Genomic DNA, 18,168 nt, shown 5'->3' with positions numbered 1-18,168 from the left:
CCCGGGGTGAAGATCGACATAATGATGAACAGCCTGGTCAGAGCGGTCTTCCCCGCTGCTCCCCGGGTGGCTCCCGGCCACCGCCCGTGATCCGTCGCCGGGTTCGGGAAAGACGTCAGGAGAGAGCAGATGCGTTCCGTCGCGGGGGTGGTGGGGGTGGCCGTCGCCCTCGTGGTGGGGCCGTACCCCTCTTCCTGGGGCATCAGTACGGCTCCCGCCGCGCCTACGCCCACGCCGAGTCCGAGTGCGTCGTGGAATCCCAGCAAGCTGCCCGCCGCGTGGAAGGACGTCACCTCACTGCGGGTCCTGCCCGCCTGGCCCCGGCAGAACAACGACGTCCGGCTGATGGTGCACTGCCCGACCGGCGCCAACCACGCGACGGTCGGCTCGACGGCGTTCGCCCTGAAGGGGTCGCGGCGCGTCTACCGGGAGGTCGGGATCGGCCTGTCAGACCGGGGGCTCGGCCGTGACACCGCCTCGATCTCCTACTACGCGCTCCCCGGACCCCACACGGTCACACTCCGGTGTGTGAAGGTCACGATCGACCACGCCACCCGGATCAGGAAGATCAGGGTGCTCAGCCGGGTCACGGTCTCCATGGTCGTGCGGCGGTTCGACATCGCGCAGTTCTTCGCCTGCTTCCCCATCGAGCCGTGTTGACCCTGACGTAACGTCAACGTTTCTAATGAGGGCATGCGGATCGGTGAACTCGCCGCACTGGTCGGGGTCTCGACCCGGACCGTGCGCCACTACCATCACCTCGGCCTCCTGCCCGAGCCGGTACGGCTGGCCAACGGCTACCGGGAGTACGGCCTGCGCGACGCGGTCGTCCTGGCCCGGGTGCGGCGGCTGACGGAGCTCGGTCTCTCGCTCGACGAGATCCGTGACGTGCTCGGCTCCGGCGACCGGGGTGGGGACCTGCGCGAGGTGCTCATGGAGCTGGACGCCGACCTCGCCAGGCAGCAGGAGGCGATCGGCGCCAGGCGCGAACGGCTGGCCGCGCTGCTCGCCGAGGAGGACCTGGGGCCCGACTCCACGGTCTCCCCCGGCCTGGCCGCGGTGCTGCGCGGTATCCCCGCGGAGGGCTCGCGCGTCGCCGAGATCGACCGGGAGCTGCTGACCCTGATCGACGGCGTCGCCGACCAGAAGACCAGGGACAGGATTCTCGATCTGATCCGGCCGCTGACCGAGCCCGGGGCGCTGGCCAGGGGTCGCGACCTCTACAGGCGGCTGGACGAGCTGGCCGAGGCCGACCCCGGTGATCCCCGGGTGGCCGTGCTCGCCGCCGACCTGGCCGCGCACCTGCCCGGCGAGCTGGCGGGGGCGTTCGCCGGGCCGTACGAGGTGGCGGGGGTGGTCGGGGCGCTGGGCGCGGAGATGTCGCCCGCGCAGACCGAGGTGCTCCGGCTGGTGATGACCACGGTGAGAGGTGAGGGTTGATGATCAAGGTAGCGCGGGGTGTGTTGCTGGCCGTACTGCCCGCCGAGGTGGTGCTTGTGATCCTGACCGTGGCGGGGGTGCGGCTGCCGGGGCCGGTGCTCGTGGCGGTCGAGGTGGCCGTCGCGCTGATGCTGCTGCTTGAGGCGGTGACGCTGCACCGGCTGTTCCGCGCGGCGCGGCGGGAGGGGGCCGGTCGGCGGGCGGCGTTCGGTACGGCGCTGCGGCGCCTGGTGCCGGTCCAGGTGCGCAGGCTCCTGGGGTTCGAGCTGCGGAGCATGGCCAGTCTCGGGCTGTGGGTGACGCGGCGCCGTCACGGGGTGCCCCGGGGGGCGACGGCCGTGCCGTACGCGCGGGAGCAGTCCTCGATGCTGCTGGTGCTGCTGTTCCTGGCTGTCGTCGAGACGGTCGCGGTCGAGCTGCTGCTCGGGGCGCTGGGCGTGCCGTCCGGGGTGCGGCTGGTCGTGCTGGTGCTCGACGTCTACGGGGTCGTGCTGGTGCTGGCGCTGTGGGCCGCCTGCGCGACCCGGCCGCACGTGGTGACGGAGCGGGAGCTGCGGGTGCGCTACGGCGCCCACTTCGACCTGCGGGTCCCGCGTGATCTGATCTCGTCGGTACGGCTGGCGCGCGCCTTCGACGAACGTGGCACGGTCACCGTGGCCGACGGGCGGCTGGGGGTCGCGGTCTCCTCCCAGACGAACGTGGTCGTCGAACTGTCGGACCCGGTCACCGTGGTCAGGCCGCTGGGCCGTACTGAGGAGGCGCGGATGATCCGCCTGTTCGCCGACTCCCCGGCGCTCGTCCTCGACGCGTTGCGTTCCCCGACAGCCTGAGGGGCCGCCCGCAGGAACGCGGACGGCCCCTCAGAAAAAATCAGGGAGTGGGATCGACGACCTTGCCGTTGACCTCGGGGCCGGGGGTCGCGCCGTTGTTCATGCTGAGCAGGGAACGGGCCAGGCCAAGGCCGGTCCCGCCGAGCGTGAGGGCCTTGGCGAGCATCTCCTCGATGCCCTGGGCGCCGTTCAGCACGACCATGTGGTCCACGTTGCCGAAGGCCTTCGCGCCCGCCTCGACGATCTGCGGCCAGTTCTCGGCGAGCTGCTGGGCGATGACCGCCTCCTGGTTCTCGGCGAGAGCCTGGGAGCGGGCACGGATGGCCTCGGCCTCGGCCAGACCCTTCGCCTTGGCGGCTTCGGCCTCGGCGAGGCCCTTGGCCTTGGCGGCGTCGGCGGCGGCCAGACCTGTCGCCTTGGTCGCCTCGGCGGCGGCGAGACCGCGCAGCCGTACGGACTCGGCTTCGGCGGCGGCGGCCTGCTTGACCTGGGACGCCTGCGCGACGGCGCGCAGCTCGGTCTCGCGGGCCTCGGCCTCCGCCTGGGCGATGCGGGCGTCCCTCTCCGCCTGGGAGAGCGTCACGGTCTCGTACGCCTTGGCGTCGGCGGGCTTGCGGACCTGGGACTGCAGGCGCTGCTCGGACAACTGCGCCTCAAGCTCGGCGGCGCGGGTCTCCTGGACCACGACCTCCTGGCGGGCCGAAGCCTCGGACAGCGGACCGGCCTGGCGGGACTTGGCCTGGGCCTCGTCGATCTCGGCCTGGTAGGCGGCCTGCTTGATCTGGGCGTCACGCCAGGCCGCGGCCTTGTTCGCGGCGGCGATCTGCTCGGCCTCGGTGGCCTCCTGGTCGCGCTGGGCCTCGGCGATACGGGCGGTCGCGGCGATCTTGGCGGCGTGCGGCTTGCCGAGGTTGGTGATGTAGCCGGTCTCGTCGTCGATCTCCTGGATCTGCAGGGAGTCCACGATCAGGCCGAGCTTGATCATCTCGTCGGCGGCGGAGGCGCGCGTCTCGCCGGTCAGCCGCTCGCGGTTGAGGATGAGGTCCTCGACGGTCAGGTTGCCGGTGATCGAACGCAGGTGACCGGTGAACAGCTCGTGGATGGCCCCGTTCATCGAGTCCTGCTGGTCGAGGAAGCGACGCGCGGCGTTGGCGATGGAGTGCAGGTCGTCACCGACCTTGTAGATCACGACGCCCTTGACGACCACCGGGATGCTCTGCTGCGTGACACAGGAGACCTGGAGGTTGGCCGCGCGGCTGTCGAGCCGCAGGCGGCGCGCGGTCTGGAAGCCGGGGAGGACGGCGGTGCCCTTACCGGTGACGATCTTGAACCCGAGGCTGTCGCCCTCACTCTTGCCTCGGGCGCCGAGGCCGGAGATGATCAGCGCCTCGTTGGGCTCGGCCACCCTCCAGACGGCCTTGAACAGCAGGATGACGACGACAATGGCGACGAGGACGCCGCCACCGACGATGAGGTACTCGGTTGGCAATGTGGCCTCCGCGAGGGGGAGAGAACAAGCGAAAAGGGAGAGAGTTAGACGAGCGCGCGAGCGACGTAGACCGTGCGGGGCGGGTAGTACTCCACGACGACGACGATCGAACCGGGAGAGATCTCCTCGTCGGGGACGGCTGGATGCGCGTAGAAGGCCTCGACGCCGCCGCGAACCGCCAGCAGCACCTCTCCGACCAGACCGGGACCGATCTTTCCGGTCACCCTGCCCTGCTTACCGACCACGCGCGACTCCCCGTCCCGTCGCGGAGCGGATCCGCGTCTGCGGACGCTACTCCGACATGTCTTGTTTCACCACCCTTCGTAGCATGCCAGGCGCCCCGTGGGAGCGATCGCCGCTCAGCCGCCCGTCTCCCCCTCCAACGACCGACACCCCGAAAACGTTCACCATCGGTTGCGACAAGCCCAAACAATCTCGACGCATCACCATATGTCCGGCATATGTGGACGGACCGCGACGTGCCAGAAGCGACTGCCATAACACCGTGAAATGGAAAAGCATTGGCTACTCGACCTCCACAACCGGTGTCACGTTGAGTTTCGTTTCGAGTTGAGCCTGGCCGGCCCGGCTCCCGGTCCCCCTCCCCAGGGACGTCTTGAGGAGTCACTCAGTGAAACCGAACGGCAGATCCCCCATCGCGGCGTTACTCTCGGCGGCACTGGCGGCGAACGTGCTGTACGGCGCGCCGCCCGCCGCCGCCACCGAAGCTCCGGCTCCCGGAACACACGCTCCCCCCGACGCCCGTGCCCGCTCCCGCGCCCTCGACAGCGCCGACAAGGCCCTCGCCGGGCAGGCCCGCGAGCTGCTCGCCGGTGACGGCGACACCTTCGAACGCCCCATGGTCGTCTTCGGGCCACGCGGCCTGCAGTACCTGACCTACCGGCGCCTGCACCACGGCCTGCCCGTCTACGGCGGTGACGTGATCGTCGCCACCGACCGCGAGGGCGGCACCGTCACCACGGTCACGACCGGCCAGCGGGCCACGCTCGACGGCGTCGCGACCAAGCCCGTCGTCACCGCCGAGCGGGCACGGGAGATCGCCAGGAACCTCCTGGGCACCGTGACCGAACAGAGCGCCCCCCGCCTGACCGTGCACGCCGCGGGCACCCGGCCCCGGCTGACCTGGGAGAGCGTCGTCAAGGGAAGCTCGAAGGACGGCCCCTCCGTCCTGCACGTCTACGTGGACGCCGCCGACGGCTCGATCACCGACCGCTGGGACGACGTACGGCGCGGCATCGGCCACTCCTTCTACAACGGCGACCCCGTCTACCTGGACACCAGGGCCACGGGCGACTCCTACACCCTGACCGACCCGCTCAGGCCGGGGGTGAGCTGCGCGGGTCCCGACAACCGGATCCTGACCGGTCCCGACGACGACTGGGGCGACGGGACCGCGACGAACCCGGAGACCACCTGCGTCGACGTCCTGTTCGCCGTACAGCACGAATGGGACATGATGCGCGAGTGGCTGGGGCGCAACGGCATCGACGGCTCCGGCCGTGCGTTCCCGGTCCGGGTCGGGGTCAACATCCCGGACGCCACCTGGAGCGGCAGCTCCGTGGACATCGGCCACAACGTGGCCAACACCAAGCCGCTGTCCTCGCTGGACGTCGTCGGCCACGAGTTCGGCCACGCCGTCTTCCAGACCACCAGCGGCGGCTCGGGCAGCGGTCTTGAGGCCTACGCCCTCAACGAGTCGACCGGCGACATCTTCGGCGCCCTCACCGAGCACTACGTCAACCACCCGCCGGAGCTGGACGAGGCCGACTACCTCGTCGGGGAGGAGGTCGACTACGACGGCGACAGACCGCTGCGCAACATGTACGACCCGGCCTCCCTGGGTGACCCCGGCTGCTACACCCCCGACCTGCCCAACCAGGAACCGCACAAGGCCGCGGGGGTGCAGAACCACTGGTTCTACCTGCTGGCCGAGGGCGACCGTGTCGCGGGCAGGCCGGAGCAGAGCCCGGTCTGCGCGGGCACCGGCGTGACCGGGGTCGGCCTGCGCGACGCCGGTGAGATCTTCATGGGCGCGCTGAACCTCAAGACCGTCCCCTGGACCCACGCCAAGGCGCGCACGGCGACAGTACGGGCGGCGTTCTCCATCTTCCCCGGCTGCCTGCACGCCCAGCGGGTCAAGGACGCCTGGGACGCGGTAGGGGTGGCCGCCTCCCCCGGTGAGCCGACCTGCCCGTCGGAGCCGCGGACCTTCATGGTGCGGCCCACCGAGTCCGGCGGCGTCGTCGACCAGGGCGCCTCGACGGCGGTGACGCTGCGGACCAGGACCCTGGGCGCCCAGAGCCAGGACCTCACCCTGTCCGCCGAGGGCCTTCCCGAGGGCGCGAACGCCACCTTCTCCCCGGCCCGGGTGCCGAGCGGCGCCGACTCCACGATGACGGTGACCACCTCGGCGCCGACCCCGGCCGGTACGCACACCGTCGTCGTCCGCGCCACCTCGGCGACCTCCCCCACGCTCTCCCACGCGGCGAACTACCGGCTGACCGTCACCCCGGCCTCCCCGGCGAACGACTTCTCCGTCACGCTCGGCCGTGACACGGCCACCGTGGACCGGGGCACGACGGCAACCCTGACGCTCAGCACCGCGACCACGAGGGGCGACCCGCAGAAGGTCGCGCTCAGCGCCGTGGGCCTGCCCGACTCGGTCTCCTTCACCTTCAACCCGTCCACGGTCACCACGGGGCAGAACGCCAGGGTGACCGTCCATCCGTCCGCGCAGACGCCGCCCGGCCTCTATCTCGTCACCGTCCGCGCCACGGGGGCCGCCCGCCGTACGACCACGTTGCGGTTGAACGTGCGGGACCCGCGCGAGCCCGATTTCTCGGTACGGCTCACGCCCGAGGCGGCGTCCGTCGAGGTCGGGGGCACGACCCTGTCCGTCCTGGAGACCACGACCGACTGGGGAGGCCCCCAGCGGGTGGACATCTCCGCCAGCGGCATCCCGGCCGGGGTGAACGTCGCGGCGAACCCGCGCTCCATCGAGACCGGCTCGTCGAGCACGATCACGTTCGGCACGTCGGCGACGACAGCGCCGGGGACCTACCCGATCACGGTCAGCGCGGTCAGCACGGTCGGCTCGGTGACGCGCTCGGCGACCTTCACGCTGACCGTCAAGCCGCGCCCGGTGCCCGCGTGGCGGCCGTACACCCCGTACGCGGCCGGTGACCGGGTCACCCACGGCGGGACGGTCTACCGGTGTGTGATCAAGCACGTCTCCCTGCCCGGGTGGGAGCCGCCGAGGGCGCCCGCCCTGTGGTCTCGGGTCCAACCCGCGAAATAAATGACGTTTCTGGCGGACGGGTTCATCGGGCCCGTTCGCCAGAAATCATGAAAAGCCTTTCAACGCCCCGGGTAAAAAGTCCGCGCTACCGCCCTTAGAGGGCTATCTCGGGCGGTCCGATTCGTGATGATCTCTCCATGACCGATCCCCAGGAGATCACTCCGCGCACGGCTGGGGAACTGGGGATGGACCGCCCCATTTCCCGCCGCGACTTCTTCGACGGCGTCGCGATGGCGGCCGGGATCGCGGCACTCGACGCCTTCACCGGCACCCAGCCTCCGGTCGAGCCCATGGGGATGGCCCCCGAGGGCGTCCACCCGGCCGCGCTGACGGGGTTGCGGGGCAGCGCCCCGGAGAGCCTCGGCGTGCCGCACGCGCTGCGCGACGGCCGGTTCTGGACCCACGCTGGCTCGGTCGAGCCGACCGGCGAGCACTACGACCTGGTGGTGGTCGGCGCCGGGATCAGCGGGATCAGCGCGGCCCACCGGTGGCTCGAACAGGACCCGAGGGCGCGGATCCTGATCCTGGACAACCACGACGACGTCGGGGGGCACGCCCGCCGCAACGAGTTCCGTCCCGAGGGCCGCCAGGGGCCGCTGGTCGGCTACGGCGGCTCCCCGATGATCGAGGCGCCCTCGGCCTGGACGCCCGAGGGCAGGCGGCTGCTCGACGGGCTCGGGGTGCGCCCCGAACGGCTCGCCGCCACGCCGTACCCGGGACTCGGAACGCGCGAGGGCGTCCTGTGCGACCGGGAGAGCTTCGGCAGGGACCGGCTCGTGCTGACCGGCACCGACGCCCGCAGGTGGATCGCGGAGCTGCCCGTCGCCGAGCGGGCCAGGATGGACCTTCTCACGCTCCACCTGGACCCGCCCGACTGGCTGCCCGGCCTGACGCCGGAGGAGAAGCAGCGGCGGCTCGCCCACCTGACCTACTCCGGCTTCCTCAGGGACGTCTGCGGGGCCCACCCGGACGTGCTGCGCTTCGTGCAGACCATGCCGAACGACGAGTGGGGGTACGGCTCGGACGCCTTCGGCGCCATCGACGCCTGGGGGTGCGGTTACCCCGGCTTCCAGGGGCTCGGGCTCGACCGGTCGAAGCCGTCTGTCTACAACTCGCCGAGCGTGATCAGGCACTGGGACGCGCCCAGGGAGACGCTGCTCTTCCCCGAGGGCAACCAGGCCCTGGTCAGGATGATGGTCGGCAGGATGGTTCCGGGGTTCGCGACTTCCGTCGACCCCGAGGGCGTGACCACGGCGCGGTTCGACTACGACCGGCTGGACCTGCCGGACAACCGGGTCCGGGTCCGCCTGTCGAGCCCGGTGGTCTCGGTGGCCAACGACGGCGACGCCGCGAGCGCGACCACGGCGACGGTCGGCTACTTCGACGGCGAGCGGGTCAGGTCCGTCCGGGCCACCGGGGTGATCATGGCCTGCTGGAACATGATGATCCCCTACCTGGTCGCCGGGCTGCCGCAGGAGCAGGAACGGGCGCTGCGCGCGGCGGTCAAGGTGCCGATGCTCTACGCCACGGTCCAGCTTCGCGACTGGCGGGCCTGGCGGGCGGTCGGCGCGGGCAGGGTCCGCTTCACCGGGGCCTACTGGTCCACGGTCGAGCTGGCCCCCAGGGTCGCCGTCGGTGGCTACCGGCCGCCGGAGGGCCCCGACGAGCCGGTGCTTGCCCATCTGGTACGGGCTCCCGCGCTGCCGGGCATGTCACCGGCGGAGGGCTCGATCGCCGGGAGGCGCGAACTGCTCGGCACGCCGTACGCCCATCTGGAGTTCAGCGTCCGCGAGCAGTTGGCCAGGCTGCTGGGGCCGGGTGGGTTCGACCCGGTCCGGGACATCCAGGGGATCACGGTCAACCGGTGGGGACACGGCTACGCGCCAGAGTACGCGACGCCGTGGAACCTGGACTTCTACCCCCAGGGGCCCTTCCCCGCCGAGACGGCGCGGCGCAGGTGGGGGCGGATCGCGATCGCCAACTCCGACTCCGTGCCCTCGGCCTACGCCGACGCGGCGATCACCGCCGCCTACCGGGCCGTCCTCGACCTGCGGGCCTGAGCGCTCAGCGGGCCGGGCGGCGCAGGCGGGTGAAGGCCCAGTTCATCCGGGGTTCGACGGCCCAGCGAGTCAGGGCGCGGACCGGTGGCGTGCACAGCAGGGCCGCGAGCCCGACGCCGAGAAGCGCCACGGCCACCACGCCGGGGACCGTCCGCGCCCAGTCGCCGTAGAAACGCTCGGCGACCTTCACCACCAGGCCGTGCAGCAGGTAGGCGTACATGGTCGCCGCGCCGAGCCCCGAGTACCACGTCCCGCGCGAGGGGGTGACCGCGAGGAAGGCCGCGACCAGCAGCGCCCCGGCCACCAGCATGCCCAGCCGGAACAGGCTGCCGGTGAGGTCGTCGACCCCGATGGCGTCGTTGGCGTGCCGCCAGCGGATCCACTCGGTCTTCACCGAGGCGTGTACGGCCAGCGCGAGCGCCGCCCCGGCCACCAGCGTGAGCGCCCCGGCGATCCTCACCTTCGGTCGTCTGAGCAGCTCGAAGTGCTCGGGACGCAGCATGAGCCCCAGCACGTAGAACGGCAGCAGCCCCAGCGTGCGGTTCATGGACAGCTCGTCGGGCAGCCTGCTCATCCCGGACAGCAGCGAGATGCCGACCGCGACCACCAGCGGCCACCTGAGCTGCTGCCAGACCGGCGTGGACAGCCGCCACAGGAACAGCGACATCAGGAACCAGGTCAGGTAGTACGGGTCGAGCAGGCTGATGTCCAGCTTGCCGTACAGGATCAGGCGGGGCAGGGAGTAGACAAGCTCGAAGATCACGTACGGCACGGCGAGCGTGCTGATCAGCTTGCGCGCCTTGCCCGAAGAGAAGGTGAAATTTCGTGACAAATAGCCACTGAGAACGATGAACAGTGGCATGTGGAACAAATAGACGAAGAAGTAGGCCGCGTGCGCGACCGCGACGTCCCGCAGGTCCTCGATCAGGTGCCCGGAGACGACCAGGGTGATCGCCAGGAACTTGGCGTTGTCGAAGAAGGGGTCCCTGCCCGCCGTGGGGAGGGCGGCGACCCGGCTGGGGCTCGTGACGCTCACAGGCCACGCACCGTAGCCGCCCGTGTCCCAACGGCGGGCCAACCCGGGATGACATCCCGGCGACGGTCAGACGACGGCCCGCTCACTGGCCTCCCAGAGGGCGCGGGCCAGGCCGGGATCGGTCATCCCCCTGGTCGCCTTCGCGGGGGCGCCGTTGGCGAAATATCGCCCGGAGTGGGTGGTCCCGTCAGGGTGGGTGGCGAGGTGGACGAGCGTGCTCGCCCCCTGCTCGACCGTACGGCCGACGCCCGGGATGTGGTGGGTCATCCACATCAGAAATGTCCCCGGGGCGAACCCGGTCTTGATCACGCCGGGGTGGAAACAGGTCGCGCTCACCCCGGTGCCGGACAGGCGGCGGGCCAGCTCGACCGTGAACAGGGCGTTTGCCTGCTTGGAGTCGCCGTACTGCAGCCAGCCGCTCCAGCGGCGCCGGTCGCGGCTCAGGTCGGCCGGGTCGAGACGGCCCGACCTGGCGGCCATGGACGAGGTGGTGATCACCCGCTCCTCGACCCGGTCGAGCAGCAGGGTCGTCAGCAGGAAGGGCGCGAGGTGGTTGACCTGGATCATCGTCTCGTGGCCGTCCCCGGTGCGGGTCCGGGCGGTGGTCATCACGCCCGCGTTGTTGACCAGCACGCCGATCCGCTCGTAGCGGGAGCGCAACTCCTCGGCAAGCCGCCTGACGTCGTCGAGAGAGCCGTAGTCACACGTCGCCGTGTCCGGGACCGCCCCGGAGACCTCCTTGACCCGGGCGGCGACCCCGGCCAGCTTCTCGGGGTTCCGGCCGACCAGAACGACCTGCCGCCCGCGCCTGGCGAGTTCGACGGCAGCGGCCTCACCGATTCCGGCACTCGCCCCGGTAATCACATTAATCATCAGATCCTCCACTGCGCGGAAACCCTATCGGTGCTAGTCTCCTGTGCGATCTTCCGGAGGCATATCCATCCCCAAGGCATCGCGGGCCTCCACACACTCAGAAGTTGGGACGAGTGGGCATGGGCTCTGGAAACCGGTCAATTCGGTTCAAGATCTTTTTGCTGCTGCTCTTACCCCTGCTATCGCTGAGTGCTTTGTGGGGTTTCGCCCTTAATCTGACCGTGGGCGACGGGGCAGCACTGTTACGGTCGAACACCCTCTACCAAACGGTCGGCGTCACCTCCACCGAGCTTGGGCTCCAGCTTCAGGCCGAGCGGACGCAGTCCTCGGTGGCCATCAGCTCCCGCGTCCTCACCAGCGGAATCGCCGACCAGCGCAGCCGTACCGACCGGGCTGTCGAGAAGTTCCGTGCCGCCGCCGCGTCCACCGATTCCGGAAGTCCGGAACTCCGCACCGCGTTGAACGGGGTCCTCAGCCAGATCGGCCGACTCGCGAGCATCCGCTCCGGCATCGACAGCGGCCGTGACGCGCGCCTGGACGTCCTGACGAACTACAACCGGGTCCTCGACTCGGTCTTCCTCCTCTACGACCAGCTCGTCGCGGTCCCCGACCTGGCCATCTACCGCCAGGCCGCCGCCATGCAGTCCATGGGCAACGCCCGCGAGATGATCGCCAGGGAGAACGCGCTCATCAGCGGCGCCCTGATCGACTACCGCCTCACCCCGAGGGAGCGCGAGGCCTTCGGCGAGTACGCCGCGACCCGGCGCTACCTGCACGCGCGGGGCCTGTCCGCGCTCGACGCCGAGCTGGGCAGGCCGTACCGGGACACCTTCGACTCGACAGCCTTCGAGCGGTTCACCGCCCTTGAGCGGACGATCGCGGGAGCCCAGGGCAACCGGCTGCCCGTCGAGGCGCAGCGCTGGAAGCAGAGCACCAACGGCGTGGCCAACTGGCTCGACCAGCTCGGCGTCGCCTCCTCAAACACCCTGTCCCAGCGGGCCAGGTCGGTCGCCACCGGGATCATCGTCAGAATCGCGGTCGCGGGCGGCATGGGGCTCATCGCGGTGATCGCCTCGATCGTCCTGTCCGTCCGCTTCGGCCGCAGGCTCGCCGGTGAGCTCGCGACCCTCCGCTCGACCGCCCTCGACCTGGCCGACGTACGGCTCCCGCGGGTCGTCGAACGGCTGCGGCTCGGCGAGGAGGTGGACGTCCCGTCCGAGGTCCCGCCCATCAAGGTGGGCGACTCGGTCGAGGTCGGCGACGTCGCCCAGGCCTTCGACTCGGTACGGCGCACCGCCGTCGAGGCCGCCGTCGGCCAGGCCAACCTGCGCCGCGGCGTCGGCCAGGTCTTCCTGAACCTGGCCCGGCGCAAGCAGATCCTGCTGCAGCGTCAGCTCACCCTGCTCGACGGCATGCAGCGCAGGGCGACCGACCCCGACAGCCTTGAGGACCTGTTCCGGCTCGACCACCTGACCACCCGCATGCGGCGGCACGCCGAGGGCCTGATCATCCTGTCCGGCGCGGCCCCGGGACGCGCCTGGCGCAACCCCGTGGCGGCCGTGGACATCGTCAGGGCGGCCATCGCCGAGGTCGAGGACTACACCCGGGTCACCGTCGCGCCGATGCCCGCCGCCGCGCTCGACGGGGCGGCCGTCGCCGACATCACCCACCTCATCGCCGAGCTGATCGAGAACGCCACGATCTACTCCCCCGAGCAGACCACGGTGGTCGTCAGGGGGGACCTGGTCGCCAACGGCTTCGTCATCGAGGTCGAGGATCGCGGCCTCGGGCTGAGCGCCGAGGAGTACGCGGTCCTCAACGAACGGCTGGCCAGCCCGCCGGAGTTCGACCTCGCCGACAGCGAGCGTCTCGGCCTGTTCGTGGTCGGCAGGCTCGCCGCCAGGCACAACATCCGCGTCATCCTGCGCGGCTCCCCCTTCGGCGGCACCACCGCCATCGTGCTCATCCCGCGCGCCGTACTGGCCGAGCTGCCCTCGCACCTCGCCCTCACCGCGGAGCGGGTGGACGAGCGGCCCGCAGAACTGCCCGCGCGCCCCTCGGGTGGCCTGTTCGAGTCGTCCATGCCGGGCGCGCTGCCCCGCAGGTCCAGGACGGCCCCCGTCCCCGAGCCCTCCCTGTCGGTCGTCTCAGAGGACGCCGGGGAGGCCGCTGCTCCCGCTGAGGGGGCGCCACGGCCCCGGGCCCTGCCCCGTCGGGTACGGCAGGCCAACCTGGCGCCGCAACTCCGCCAGGAGTCGTCATCCGACTCCTCGTCCGAGCCCTCTCCAGAGCCTTCGCCGGAGGTCGATCCGCCGGAGCGCTCACCGGACGAGGCACGGGCGTTGTTCTCCGCCTTCCAGGCGGGATCACGACGTGGCCGGGAGGAAGAGAACACCGATCTCGCACACCACAGGACAGGCGACAAGGAGGACTAATGACTGGAAAAGTTTCCAGCACCGGCGAGCTCAACTGGCTCCTCGACGACCTGACCAACCGGGTGGGCGCGGTACGTCAGGCGGTGATCCTGTCCACGGACGGGCTCGCCGTCGGCTTCTCCAAGGGACTCAACCGGGAGGAGGCCGAGCACCTGTCCGCCATCGCCTCCGGGTTCCAGAGCCTGGCGCGCGGGGCGGGACGCCACTTCGGCGGCGGCGAGGTGCGCCAGACCATCGTGGAGATGGAGTCGGCGTTCCTGTTCGTCACGGCCGCCGGGCAGGGCACCTGCCTGGCCGTACTGAGCACCGCGGACGCCGACGTCGGCCACATCGCCTACGAGATGGCGATGCTGGTCAAGCGGGTCGGCCAGCACATCTCCACCCGTCCGAGGCAGGGACTCGCATGATGCCACACGCACGTTTGGCCGGGTTCTCCTCGTTCTCCCTGCCCGGGTTCTTCTTGCCCGGGGCCAGGGGTGGAGCGGGCGGATGACCCGATGGATGGACGAGGAGGCGGGACCGGTCGTCCGGCCGTTCGCGCTGATCGGGGGCCGTACCAGATCGTCCGGTGACACCCTGGACCTGGTCGCGATGGTCACCGCGACCGGTTCCGCGCCGTCTGGCGGGTTCGTCCCGGGACCCGAGCACCAACGCATTCTCTCCCTGGTCGCCGTCGAGGCGACCTCGGTCGCCGACATCGCATCCGATCTGGACCTGCCGCTTGGCGTCGTCCGGGTGCTCCTCGGCGACCTCAAGGACCACAAGCTCATTTCGATCGGGCGCGCGTCGGCGAGCGAGCGCATTCTCAAGGAAGTGATCAATGGACTTCGGGCCCTCTGACGAACCTGTAGCGCTCAAGATCCTCATCGCGGGCGGGTTCGGCGTCGGCAAGACCACGCTCGTCGGCTCGATCAGCGAGATCCGCCCGCTGCGCACGGAGGAGGTGCTCTCCGACCGCGGCATCGGCATCGACGACGTCGAAGGTGTGGAGAACAAGACCACGACCACCGTGGCGATGGACTTCGGGCGCATCACGATCAGGGAGGGACTGGTCGTCTACCTGTTCGGCACCCCGGGCCAGGAACGGTTCTGGTTCATGTGGGACGAGCTGTCCTACGGCGCGCTCGGCGCCGTCGTGCTCGCCGACACCCGCAGGCTGACCGACTGCTTCCCGTCGATCGACTACTTCGAACAGCGCGGCACGCCGTTCATCGTGGCGGTCAACTGCTTCGACGGGGCCGAGCAGTACGAGGCCGAAGAGGTCCGCGTCGCCCTCGACCTGGACCCGGAGGTGCCGGTCCTCCTCTGCGACGTACGGCGCCGCACCTCGGCCAAAACCGTCCTGGTAACCCTGGTGGAACACTCCCTGAGAGTCCTGACGGCCAGCCAGCCCTGACGTTCTTTCGAAGCGGCGCCTTCCTACTCCGGGGAGGCGCCGTCCTTCACCGGGCTTCGTGGGACCGCCACACACGAGGAACGGCTTCACCTATTGCGTCCGGACTTGTCCGGATATATCGCCATACCGGTGTCATCTCCTGCGGCGTGGTGTTCGCTGAACCCGCCAGCCGGGATCGCGGCGCGGAAACCCGCGACCCGAACGTGAGGGAGGACCCATGCCGTGTAAGGCCCCCGACCGCACTCGCCACCACTCCGGGGCACCGGGCGTACGACGGGCGACGACACTCGTCATCGGCTTCCTGGCGATCGTCACAGCACTCCTGCCGACCGCCTCCGCCTCGGCACAGACAGACGACGCGGGAAAGAACGGCGTTCCCGTCGGTTTCACCGATGTCACCGTCAATCTTCAACTGCACGGTTTCTACGGATCGGTCCGCGTCCGCGCCAACGGCACGCTGATCGGCACATGCAGCGTCGCCAGCTGCGGCCACGCCGTCCCCTACGGTTCAAGCGTGCAGCTGACGCCGGACGGAGACATCACTTCGTGGGGCTCCGGACCATGCCAGAACGTGTTCGGCTCCGTCCCCTGCACCTTCACCGCCTACTCGAACATCACCTTCCACGTCAGCTTCCTCGGCTAGCTCCTCTTCACACCGGGCCGGACAGGCCACTTGTCCGGCCCCGCGCCGCCCTCTTCGAGGCCCTGAGCGATGTTGTCCTTGATCGCCCGGGTGACCCCGTGCTCGTCGGCGGCCACCATCGCGTTCCACATCGCGGCCTCGTGGTGGACGAAGTCGGCGGTGGGCCGCCCGCACCGATCAGGGGGTACGGGAACCGTTCAGCAGGGCGTTGATGTCGCTCTGCCGGTAGCGACGCTGTCCGCTGGGCGTCCTGAGCGAGGGGATCTTTCCGGTGAGGGACCACCGGTTGACGGTCTTGGGGTCCACGCCGAAGATGTACGCGACTTCGCCGGGGGTGAGGAGCCGGTCGGTGGTTTCTGGGCCGGTGGTGAAGGTGCCGTCGGGTGCGACGGCCTTGCTCGTGGGCATGGGGGGGCTCCTTCAGTAGCGGAGTCGATGGAGGATTTCGTCGTGGTGGGCGAGGGCGCTGATCAGTCGGTGCAGGGTGGTGCGGCCGAGCACGTCGCGGGCTCCGGCTTTGCGCTGGTCAGCACGGAGTGGGTAGTAGCGGGTGGCCCACCAGCGGGGTAGGCCGGGTAGGTCGCGTTGTTGGTAGTGCCAGCCGGGGTGGGTGCTGGTGAGCACGTCGATCACGCGTCGCTCGTACTCGTCATCAGTCATCGTCGTCTCGCTTCGGAGGACGGACAGGAAACCCGCCTCACGCGGGGAGGCCGTGCCGGTCAGGTGGGGGGGTGCCCGGCCCCGAGCCGGGGAGCATGAGGCCGGGCACCCGGTAGAGGGACCGGTCCCGCGTGTGGGGACGCGAGACCGGTATGCGAGGCGGCTCCCCCTTCCCCAACACGCCCTGCCATGTCCCGGCGTGCGTGGGAGCCGCCTTGCGGGGGTGTGCGGCCCAAGCCCTCCAACCTGAGCCGCACGTTTATGAGGTACGGCGGGCAGCGGGTGGGATGAGGTCCCGCTACCCGCCGTACCGGCTTAGGAGCGCAGGAGTCTGCGCAGGGCGGGAGGCCGCTGACCGGCCCATCCGGTCCGGGCGGTGGCGGCGGCCCGGACGGCGTGGGCGGTTCGGGCCTGCAGAGCGCGGGTGGCGGCGACGGCCCGGATGCTCGGCGGCACCGCCGGAGGCGTCTGCGCGGCCAGCTTGCGGTCCAGCTCTTCGGCCGACTCCGCGCGTACCAGCAACACGGCCCCGGGTTCCGGCCTGCCGGACAGGACGTGGCGGTAGGCGCTCCACAATCCGCTTTGTGCGTTGTGGAAGACCAGCCAACCGGGATGGGCCTGTTGCAGGGTGTCGCAGGTTCGATCTGAAAGCCCGACCTGTGGATGGGCTGCCCTGAGTGATGACATCATGCCGCCCTCCCGCCCGGCGAACGTCGCCTTCTGGCTGGCCCCCGGTCGCGCGGCTCAGCGGACGGACGCTCCTCGATGCGCTCAGGCGGCGTGGCCTGGAGCAGGCGGGCCATCTCAGCCTCCTGCATCCGCTCCTCCAACCCCTCGGAGGTCGCGTCCTCAACCACCACGAGCTGGGGACTGTCCCAGGACGCGACGGCGTAGAAGGCGCGCTTGCCCAGGCTGTAGAGCACCGTCCAGCCAGACCACACCTGATCAAGCCGCTCGGCCTCAGCCCGTGCCGGTCCGTCCCAGACCCGCTGATACACCGAGGCGTACGGCTGACCGTCGCGGTGGCGTCCCGTCACGAGACCGGCTCCGTCTTCTCAGCAGCGGCCACGGCGGTCTTCTCGGCGTTGACGACGGCGGTCTTCTCAGCGGCGGCGACAACAGCGCGGGCCTTGTCCTCCTGCGCGGCCACGGCGGCCTGGACCTCCTCGAAGGTGTCGGCGTCCACCGCCGGTTCCACCCCGGCCCGCAACGCCACACGCGGGAAAGCACGGTTGCGGATCGCCCAGTACCGGCCGGTGTCACTGACGATCAACCGCCAACCCGGGATCACCGGGGTAGAAGCGGGGGTGTTGCGCATGATCTGGACCTCCGTGATCCGATCAGAGGCATGCCTGGCCAGGGTGATCGCCAGACGGGCCTGCCCTACGGGACAAGAGAAAGAGGGGCGCATGCCGTACGGCACCGCCCTGTGGAGACCGGGCCGACAGGTCATATGAGTGCGGGGAATGCGGCACCTGCCGGTCGCGGGCCGTACTCCACCCCAGAAGAGACCGAGGCGGCGCAGCCTGGCCCAGGAGATCCCGGACCGGGGAACACCGGGGACAGGACGCCGGGTTCGCCGGGACAGCGACGGACGAGCAGGCCGTACAGGCACGAAAGCCGGGGCAGCGACCGGGTCAGCGGCAGGAGGCATGGTGGACGCAGTGCTCGGAGCCCGGGCCGGGGCGGCGGGCAGGGTATCGGCGGGGATCGGTGCGTGATCTGGCCCAGGGGCGGTTTCCGCGAGGCCGGGCAGGTCATCCGGTACGGCGGTCGCGGCCGGGGCCGCTGCGGGCGATCCCGGCTCGGGGTCCAACTCGGGAACCGGACGTCGCTGGGCGGGCACCAGCGGAACCACCTCGCCCGGTGCGACCTCCACCGGAGGCCGGGGAGCGGGAAGGATCTGCGGGCCGTACTCACGGCGGGCCTGGAGACGGGCGTTCATCAACAGCCCGGACGGCTGCACGTACTCGTGCCCGTCCTGCTG

General features: G+C 70.5%; 21 protein-coding genes. 11 read left to right on the top strand and 10 right to left on the bottom strand.

Annotation, left to right across the window (positions count from 1 at the left end):
• Window positions 1-129: 129 nt before the first annotated feature.
• Genes FHS44_RS00095 through FHS44_RS00085 form a run of 3 tightly spaced genes read left to right on the top strand, consistent with a single transcriptional unit; the run spans window position 130 to window position 2,270 of the window.
• Window positions 130-660 (top strand): hypothetical protein, encoded by a 531-nt coding sequence (locus FHS44_RS00095; RefSeq protein WP_184711787.1) that lies wholly within the window; start codon window positions 130-132, stop codon window positions 658-660.
• A 33-nt stretch (window positions 661-693) separates the two neighbouring features.
• Window positions 694-1,440: a MerR family transcriptional regulator gene (locus FHS44_RS00090; RefSeq protein ID WP_184711786.1), complete on the top strand. Its 747-nt coding sequence runs from the start codon at window positions 694-696 to the stop codon at window positions 1,438-1,440.
• Entirely contained in the window at window positions 1,440-2,270 is an 831-nt protein-coding gene (locus tag FHS44_RS00085; protein ID WP_184711785.1) for a hypothetical protein, read from the top strand. Before FHS44_RS00090 ends, FHS44_RS00085 begins: the two co-directional genes overlap by 1 nt.
• Window positions 2,271-2,310: 40 nt before the next feature.
• Here FHS44_RS00085 and FHS44_RS00080 read toward each other — a convergent pair whose 3' ends face one another.
• Window positions 2,311-3,759: an SPFH domain-containing protein gene (locus FHS44_RS00080; protein WP_184711784.1), complete on the bottom strand. Its 1,449-nt coding sequence runs from the start codon at window positions 3,757-3,759 to the stop codon at window positions 2,311-2,313.
• Between the two features lie 44 nt (window positions 3,760-3,803).
• Complete coding sequence (locus FHS44_RS00075; RefSeq protein WP_184711783.1) at window positions 3,804-4,004, bottom strand: NfeD C-terminal domain-containing protein; 201 nt, start codon at window positions 4,002-4,004, stop codon at window positions 3,804-3,806.
• A 386-nt stretch (window positions 4,005-4,390) separates the two neighbouring features.
• On the opposite strand from FHS44_RS00075, the gene FHS44_RS00070 reads away from it, so the two are divergent.
• Both FHS44_RS00070 and FHS44_RS00065 read left to right on the top strand, forming a co-directional pair.
• A complete protein-coding gene (locus FHS44_RS00070) occupies window positions 4,391-7,078 on the top strand; it encodes a M4 family metallopeptidase (protein WP_184711782.1) in 2,688 nt (895 codons plus the stop codon).
• A gap of 137 nt (window positions 7,079-7,215) precedes the next feature.
• A complete protein-coding gene (locus tag FHS44_RS00065; protein ID WP_246435028.1) occupies window positions 7,216-9,138 on the top strand; it encodes a flavin monoamine oxidase family protein in 1,923 nt (640 codons plus the stop codon).
• Window positions 9,139-9,142: 4 nt separating this feature from the next.
• Here the strand turns inward: FHS44_RS00065 and FHS44_RS00060 are convergent, their stop codons facing one another.
• Both FHS44_RS00060 and FHS44_RS00055 read right to left on the bottom strand, forming a co-directional pair.
• Window positions 9,143-10,174 carry an acyltransferase family protein gene (locus FHS44_RS00060; RefSeq protein WP_184711781.1) on the bottom strand — a complete coding sequence of 344 codons (1,032 nt, stop codon included), beginning with the start codon at window positions 10,172-10,174 and terminating at the stop codon, window positions 9,143-9,145.
• Window positions 10,175-10,240: 66 nt separating this feature from the next.
• Window positions 10,241-11,047, bottom strand: a complete 807-nt coding sequence (locus FHS44_RS00055) for an SDR family NAD(P)-dependent oxidoreductase (RefSeq protein ID WP_184711780.1) — start codon at window positions 11,045-11,047, stop codon at window positions 10,241-10,243.
• 221 nt (window positions 11,048-11,268) lie between these two features.
• On the opposite strand from FHS44_RS00055, the gene FHS44_RS00050 reads away from it, so the two are divergent.
• The 5 genes from FHS44_RS00050 to FHS44_RS00030 all read left to right on the top strand — a co-directional run bounded on the left by FHS44_RS00050 (window position 11,269) and on the right by FHS44_RS00030 (window position 15,521).
• Window positions 11,269-13,482 carry a sensor histidine kinase gene (locus FHS44_RS00050; RefSeq protein ID WP_184711779.1) on the top strand — a complete coding sequence of 738 codons (2,214 nt, stop codon included), beginning with the start codon at window positions 11,269-11,271 and terminating at the stop codon, window positions 13,480-13,482.
• Window positions 13,482-13,889, top strand: a complete 408-nt coding sequence (locus FHS44_RS00045; protein ID WP_184711778.1) for a roadblock/LC7 domain-containing protein — start codon at window positions 13,482-13,484, stop codon at window positions 13,887-13,889. Before FHS44_RS00050 ends, FHS44_RS00045 begins: the two co-directional genes overlap by 1 nt.
• Before the next feature lie 82 nt (window positions 13,890-13,971).
• A complete protein-coding gene (locus tag FHS44_RS00040; RefSeq protein ID WP_184711777.1) occupies window positions 13,972-14,322 on the top strand; it encodes a DUF742 domain-containing protein in 351 nt (116 codons plus the stop codon).
• Window positions 14,303-14,878: a GTP-binding protein gene (locus FHS44_RS00035; RefSeq protein WP_184711776.1), complete on the top strand. Its 576-nt coding sequence runs from the start codon at window positions 14,303-14,305 to the stop codon at window positions 14,876-14,878. The genes FHS44_RS00040 and FHS44_RS00035 overlap by 20 nt, the downstream gene beginning before the upstream one ends.
• Window positions 14,879-15,095: 217 nt before the next feature.
• Window positions 15,096-15,521 (top strand): hypothetical protein, encoded by a 426-nt coding sequence (locus FHS44_RS00030; protein WP_184711775.1) that lies wholly within the window; start codon window positions 15,096-15,098, stop codon window positions 15,519-15,521.
• Here FHS44_RS00030 and FHS44_RS41570 read toward each other — a convergent pair.
• The 6 genes from FHS44_RS41570 to FHS44_RS00005 all read right to left on the bottom strand — a co-directional run bounded on the left by FHS44_RS41570 (window position 15,518) and on the right by FHS44_RS00005 (window position 17,499).
• Window positions 15,518-15,652 (bottom strand): hypothetical protein, encoded by a 135-nt coding sequence (locus FHS44_RS41570; RefSeq protein ID WP_281401216.1) that lies wholly within the window; start codon window positions 15,650-15,652, stop codon window positions 15,518-15,520. The two genes, FHS44_RS00030 and FHS44_RS41570, sit on opposite strands and share 4 nt — an antisense overlap.
• Window positions 15,653-15,698: 46 nt before the next feature.
• Window positions 15,699-15,929, bottom strand: coding sequence for a BldC family transcriptional regulator (locus FHS44_RS00025; protein WP_184711774.1), 231 nt, complete (start codon window positions 15,927-15,929; stop codon window positions 15,699-15,701).
• 12 nt (window positions 15,930-15,941) lie between these two features.
• Complete coding sequence (locus FHS44_RS00020; RefSeq protein WP_184711773.1) at window positions 15,942-16,181, bottom strand: hypothetical protein; 240 nt, start codon at window positions 16,179-16,181, stop codon at window positions 15,942-15,944.
• Window positions 16,182-16,496: 315 nt separating this feature from the next.
• A complete protein-coding gene (locus FHS44_RS00015; protein ID WP_184711772.1) occupies window positions 16,497-16,871 on the bottom strand; it encodes a hypothetical protein in 375 nt (124 codons plus the stop codon).
• Window positions 16,868-17,218 (bottom strand): hypothetical protein, encoded by a 351-nt coding sequence (locus tag FHS44_RS00010; RefSeq protein WP_184711771.1) that lies wholly within the window; start codon window positions 17,216-17,218, stop codon window positions 16,868-16,870. Before FHS44_RS00010 ends, FHS44_RS00015 begins: the two co-directional genes overlap by 4 nt.
• Complete coding sequence (locus FHS44_RS00005) at window positions 17,215-17,499, bottom strand: hypothetical protein (RefSeq protein ID WP_184711770.1); 285 nt, start codon at window positions 17,497-17,499, stop codon at window positions 17,215-17,217. The genes FHS44_RS00010 and FHS44_RS00005 overlap by 4 nt, the downstream gene beginning before the upstream one ends.
• Before the next feature lie 399 nt (window positions 17,500-17,898).
• Between FHS44_RS00005 and FHS44_RS40045 the strand changes: the two genes are divergently transcribed.
• The coding region (locus FHS44_RS40045) for a hypothetical protein (RefSeq protein ID WP_221460264.1) at window positions 17,899-18,168 on the top strand (270 nt) is incomplete at its 3' end.

The organism is Streptosporangium saharense (genome assembly GCF_014203715.1).
GTDB classification, from domain to species: Bacteria; Actinomycetota; Actinomycetes; order Streptosporangiales; family Streptosporangiaceae; genus Streptosporangium; species Streptosporangium saharense.
The sequence above is the reverse complement of the archived record's forward strand: the minus strand, read 5'-3'. Positions and strand labels throughout refer to the sequence as shown.

Coding starts and splice junctions, on each gene's coding strand:
- FHS44_RS00095 (WP_184711787.1), top strand. CDS start 130: ATGCGTTCCGTCGCGGGGGTGGTGGGGGTGGCCGTCGCCCTCGTGGTG.
- FHS44_RS00090 (WP_184711786.1), top strand. CDS start 694: ATGCGGATCGGTGAACTCGCCGCACTGGTCGGGGTCTCGACCCGGACC.
- FHS44_RS00085 (WP_184711785.1), top strand. CDS start 1,440: ATGATCAAGGTAGCGCGGGGTGTGTTGCTGGCCGTACTGCCCGCCGAG.
- FHS44_RS00065 (WP_246435028.1), top strand. CDS start 7,216: ATGACCGATCCCCAGGAGATCACTCCGCGCACGGCTGGGGAACTGGGG.
- FHS44_RS00055 (WP_184711780.1), bottom strand. CDS start 11,047: ATGATTAATGTGATTACCGGGGCGAGTGCCGGAATCGGTGAGGCCGCT.
- FHS44_RS00045 (WP_184711778.1), top strand. CDS start 13,482: ATGACTGGAAAAGTTTCCAGCACCGGCGAGCTCAACTGGCTCCTCGAC.
- FHS44_RS00040 (WP_184711777.1), top strand. CDS start 13,972: ATGACCCGATGGATGGACGAGGAGGCGGGACCGGTCGTCCGGCCGTTC.
- FHS44_RS00035 (WP_184711776.1), top strand. CDS start 14,303: ATGGACTTCGGGCCCTCTGACGAACCTGTAGCGCTCAAGATCCTCATC.
- FHS44_RS00030 (WP_184711775.1), top strand. CDS start 15,096: ATGCCGTGTAAGGCCCCCGACCGCACTCGCCACCACTCCGGGGCACCG.
- FHS44_RS41570 (WP_281401216.1), bottom strand. CDS start 15,652: ATGTGGAACGCGATGGTGGCCGCCGACGAGCACGGGGTCACCCGGGCG.
- FHS44_RS00025 (WP_184711774.1), bottom strand. CDS start 15,929: ATGCCCACGAGCAAGGCCGTCGCACCCGACGGCACCTTCACCACCGGC.
- FHS44_RS00020 (WP_184711773.1), bottom strand. CDS start 16,181: ATGACTGATGACGAGTACGAGCGACGCGTGATCGACGTGCTCACCAGC.
- FHS44_RS00015 (WP_184711772.1), bottom strand. CDS start 16,871: ATGATGTCATCACTCAGGGCAGCCCATCCACAGGTCGGGCTTTCAGAT.
- FHS44_RS00005 (WP_184711770.1), bottom strand. CDS start 17,499: ATGCGCAACACCCCCGCTTCTACCCCGGTGATCCCGGGTTGGCGGTTG.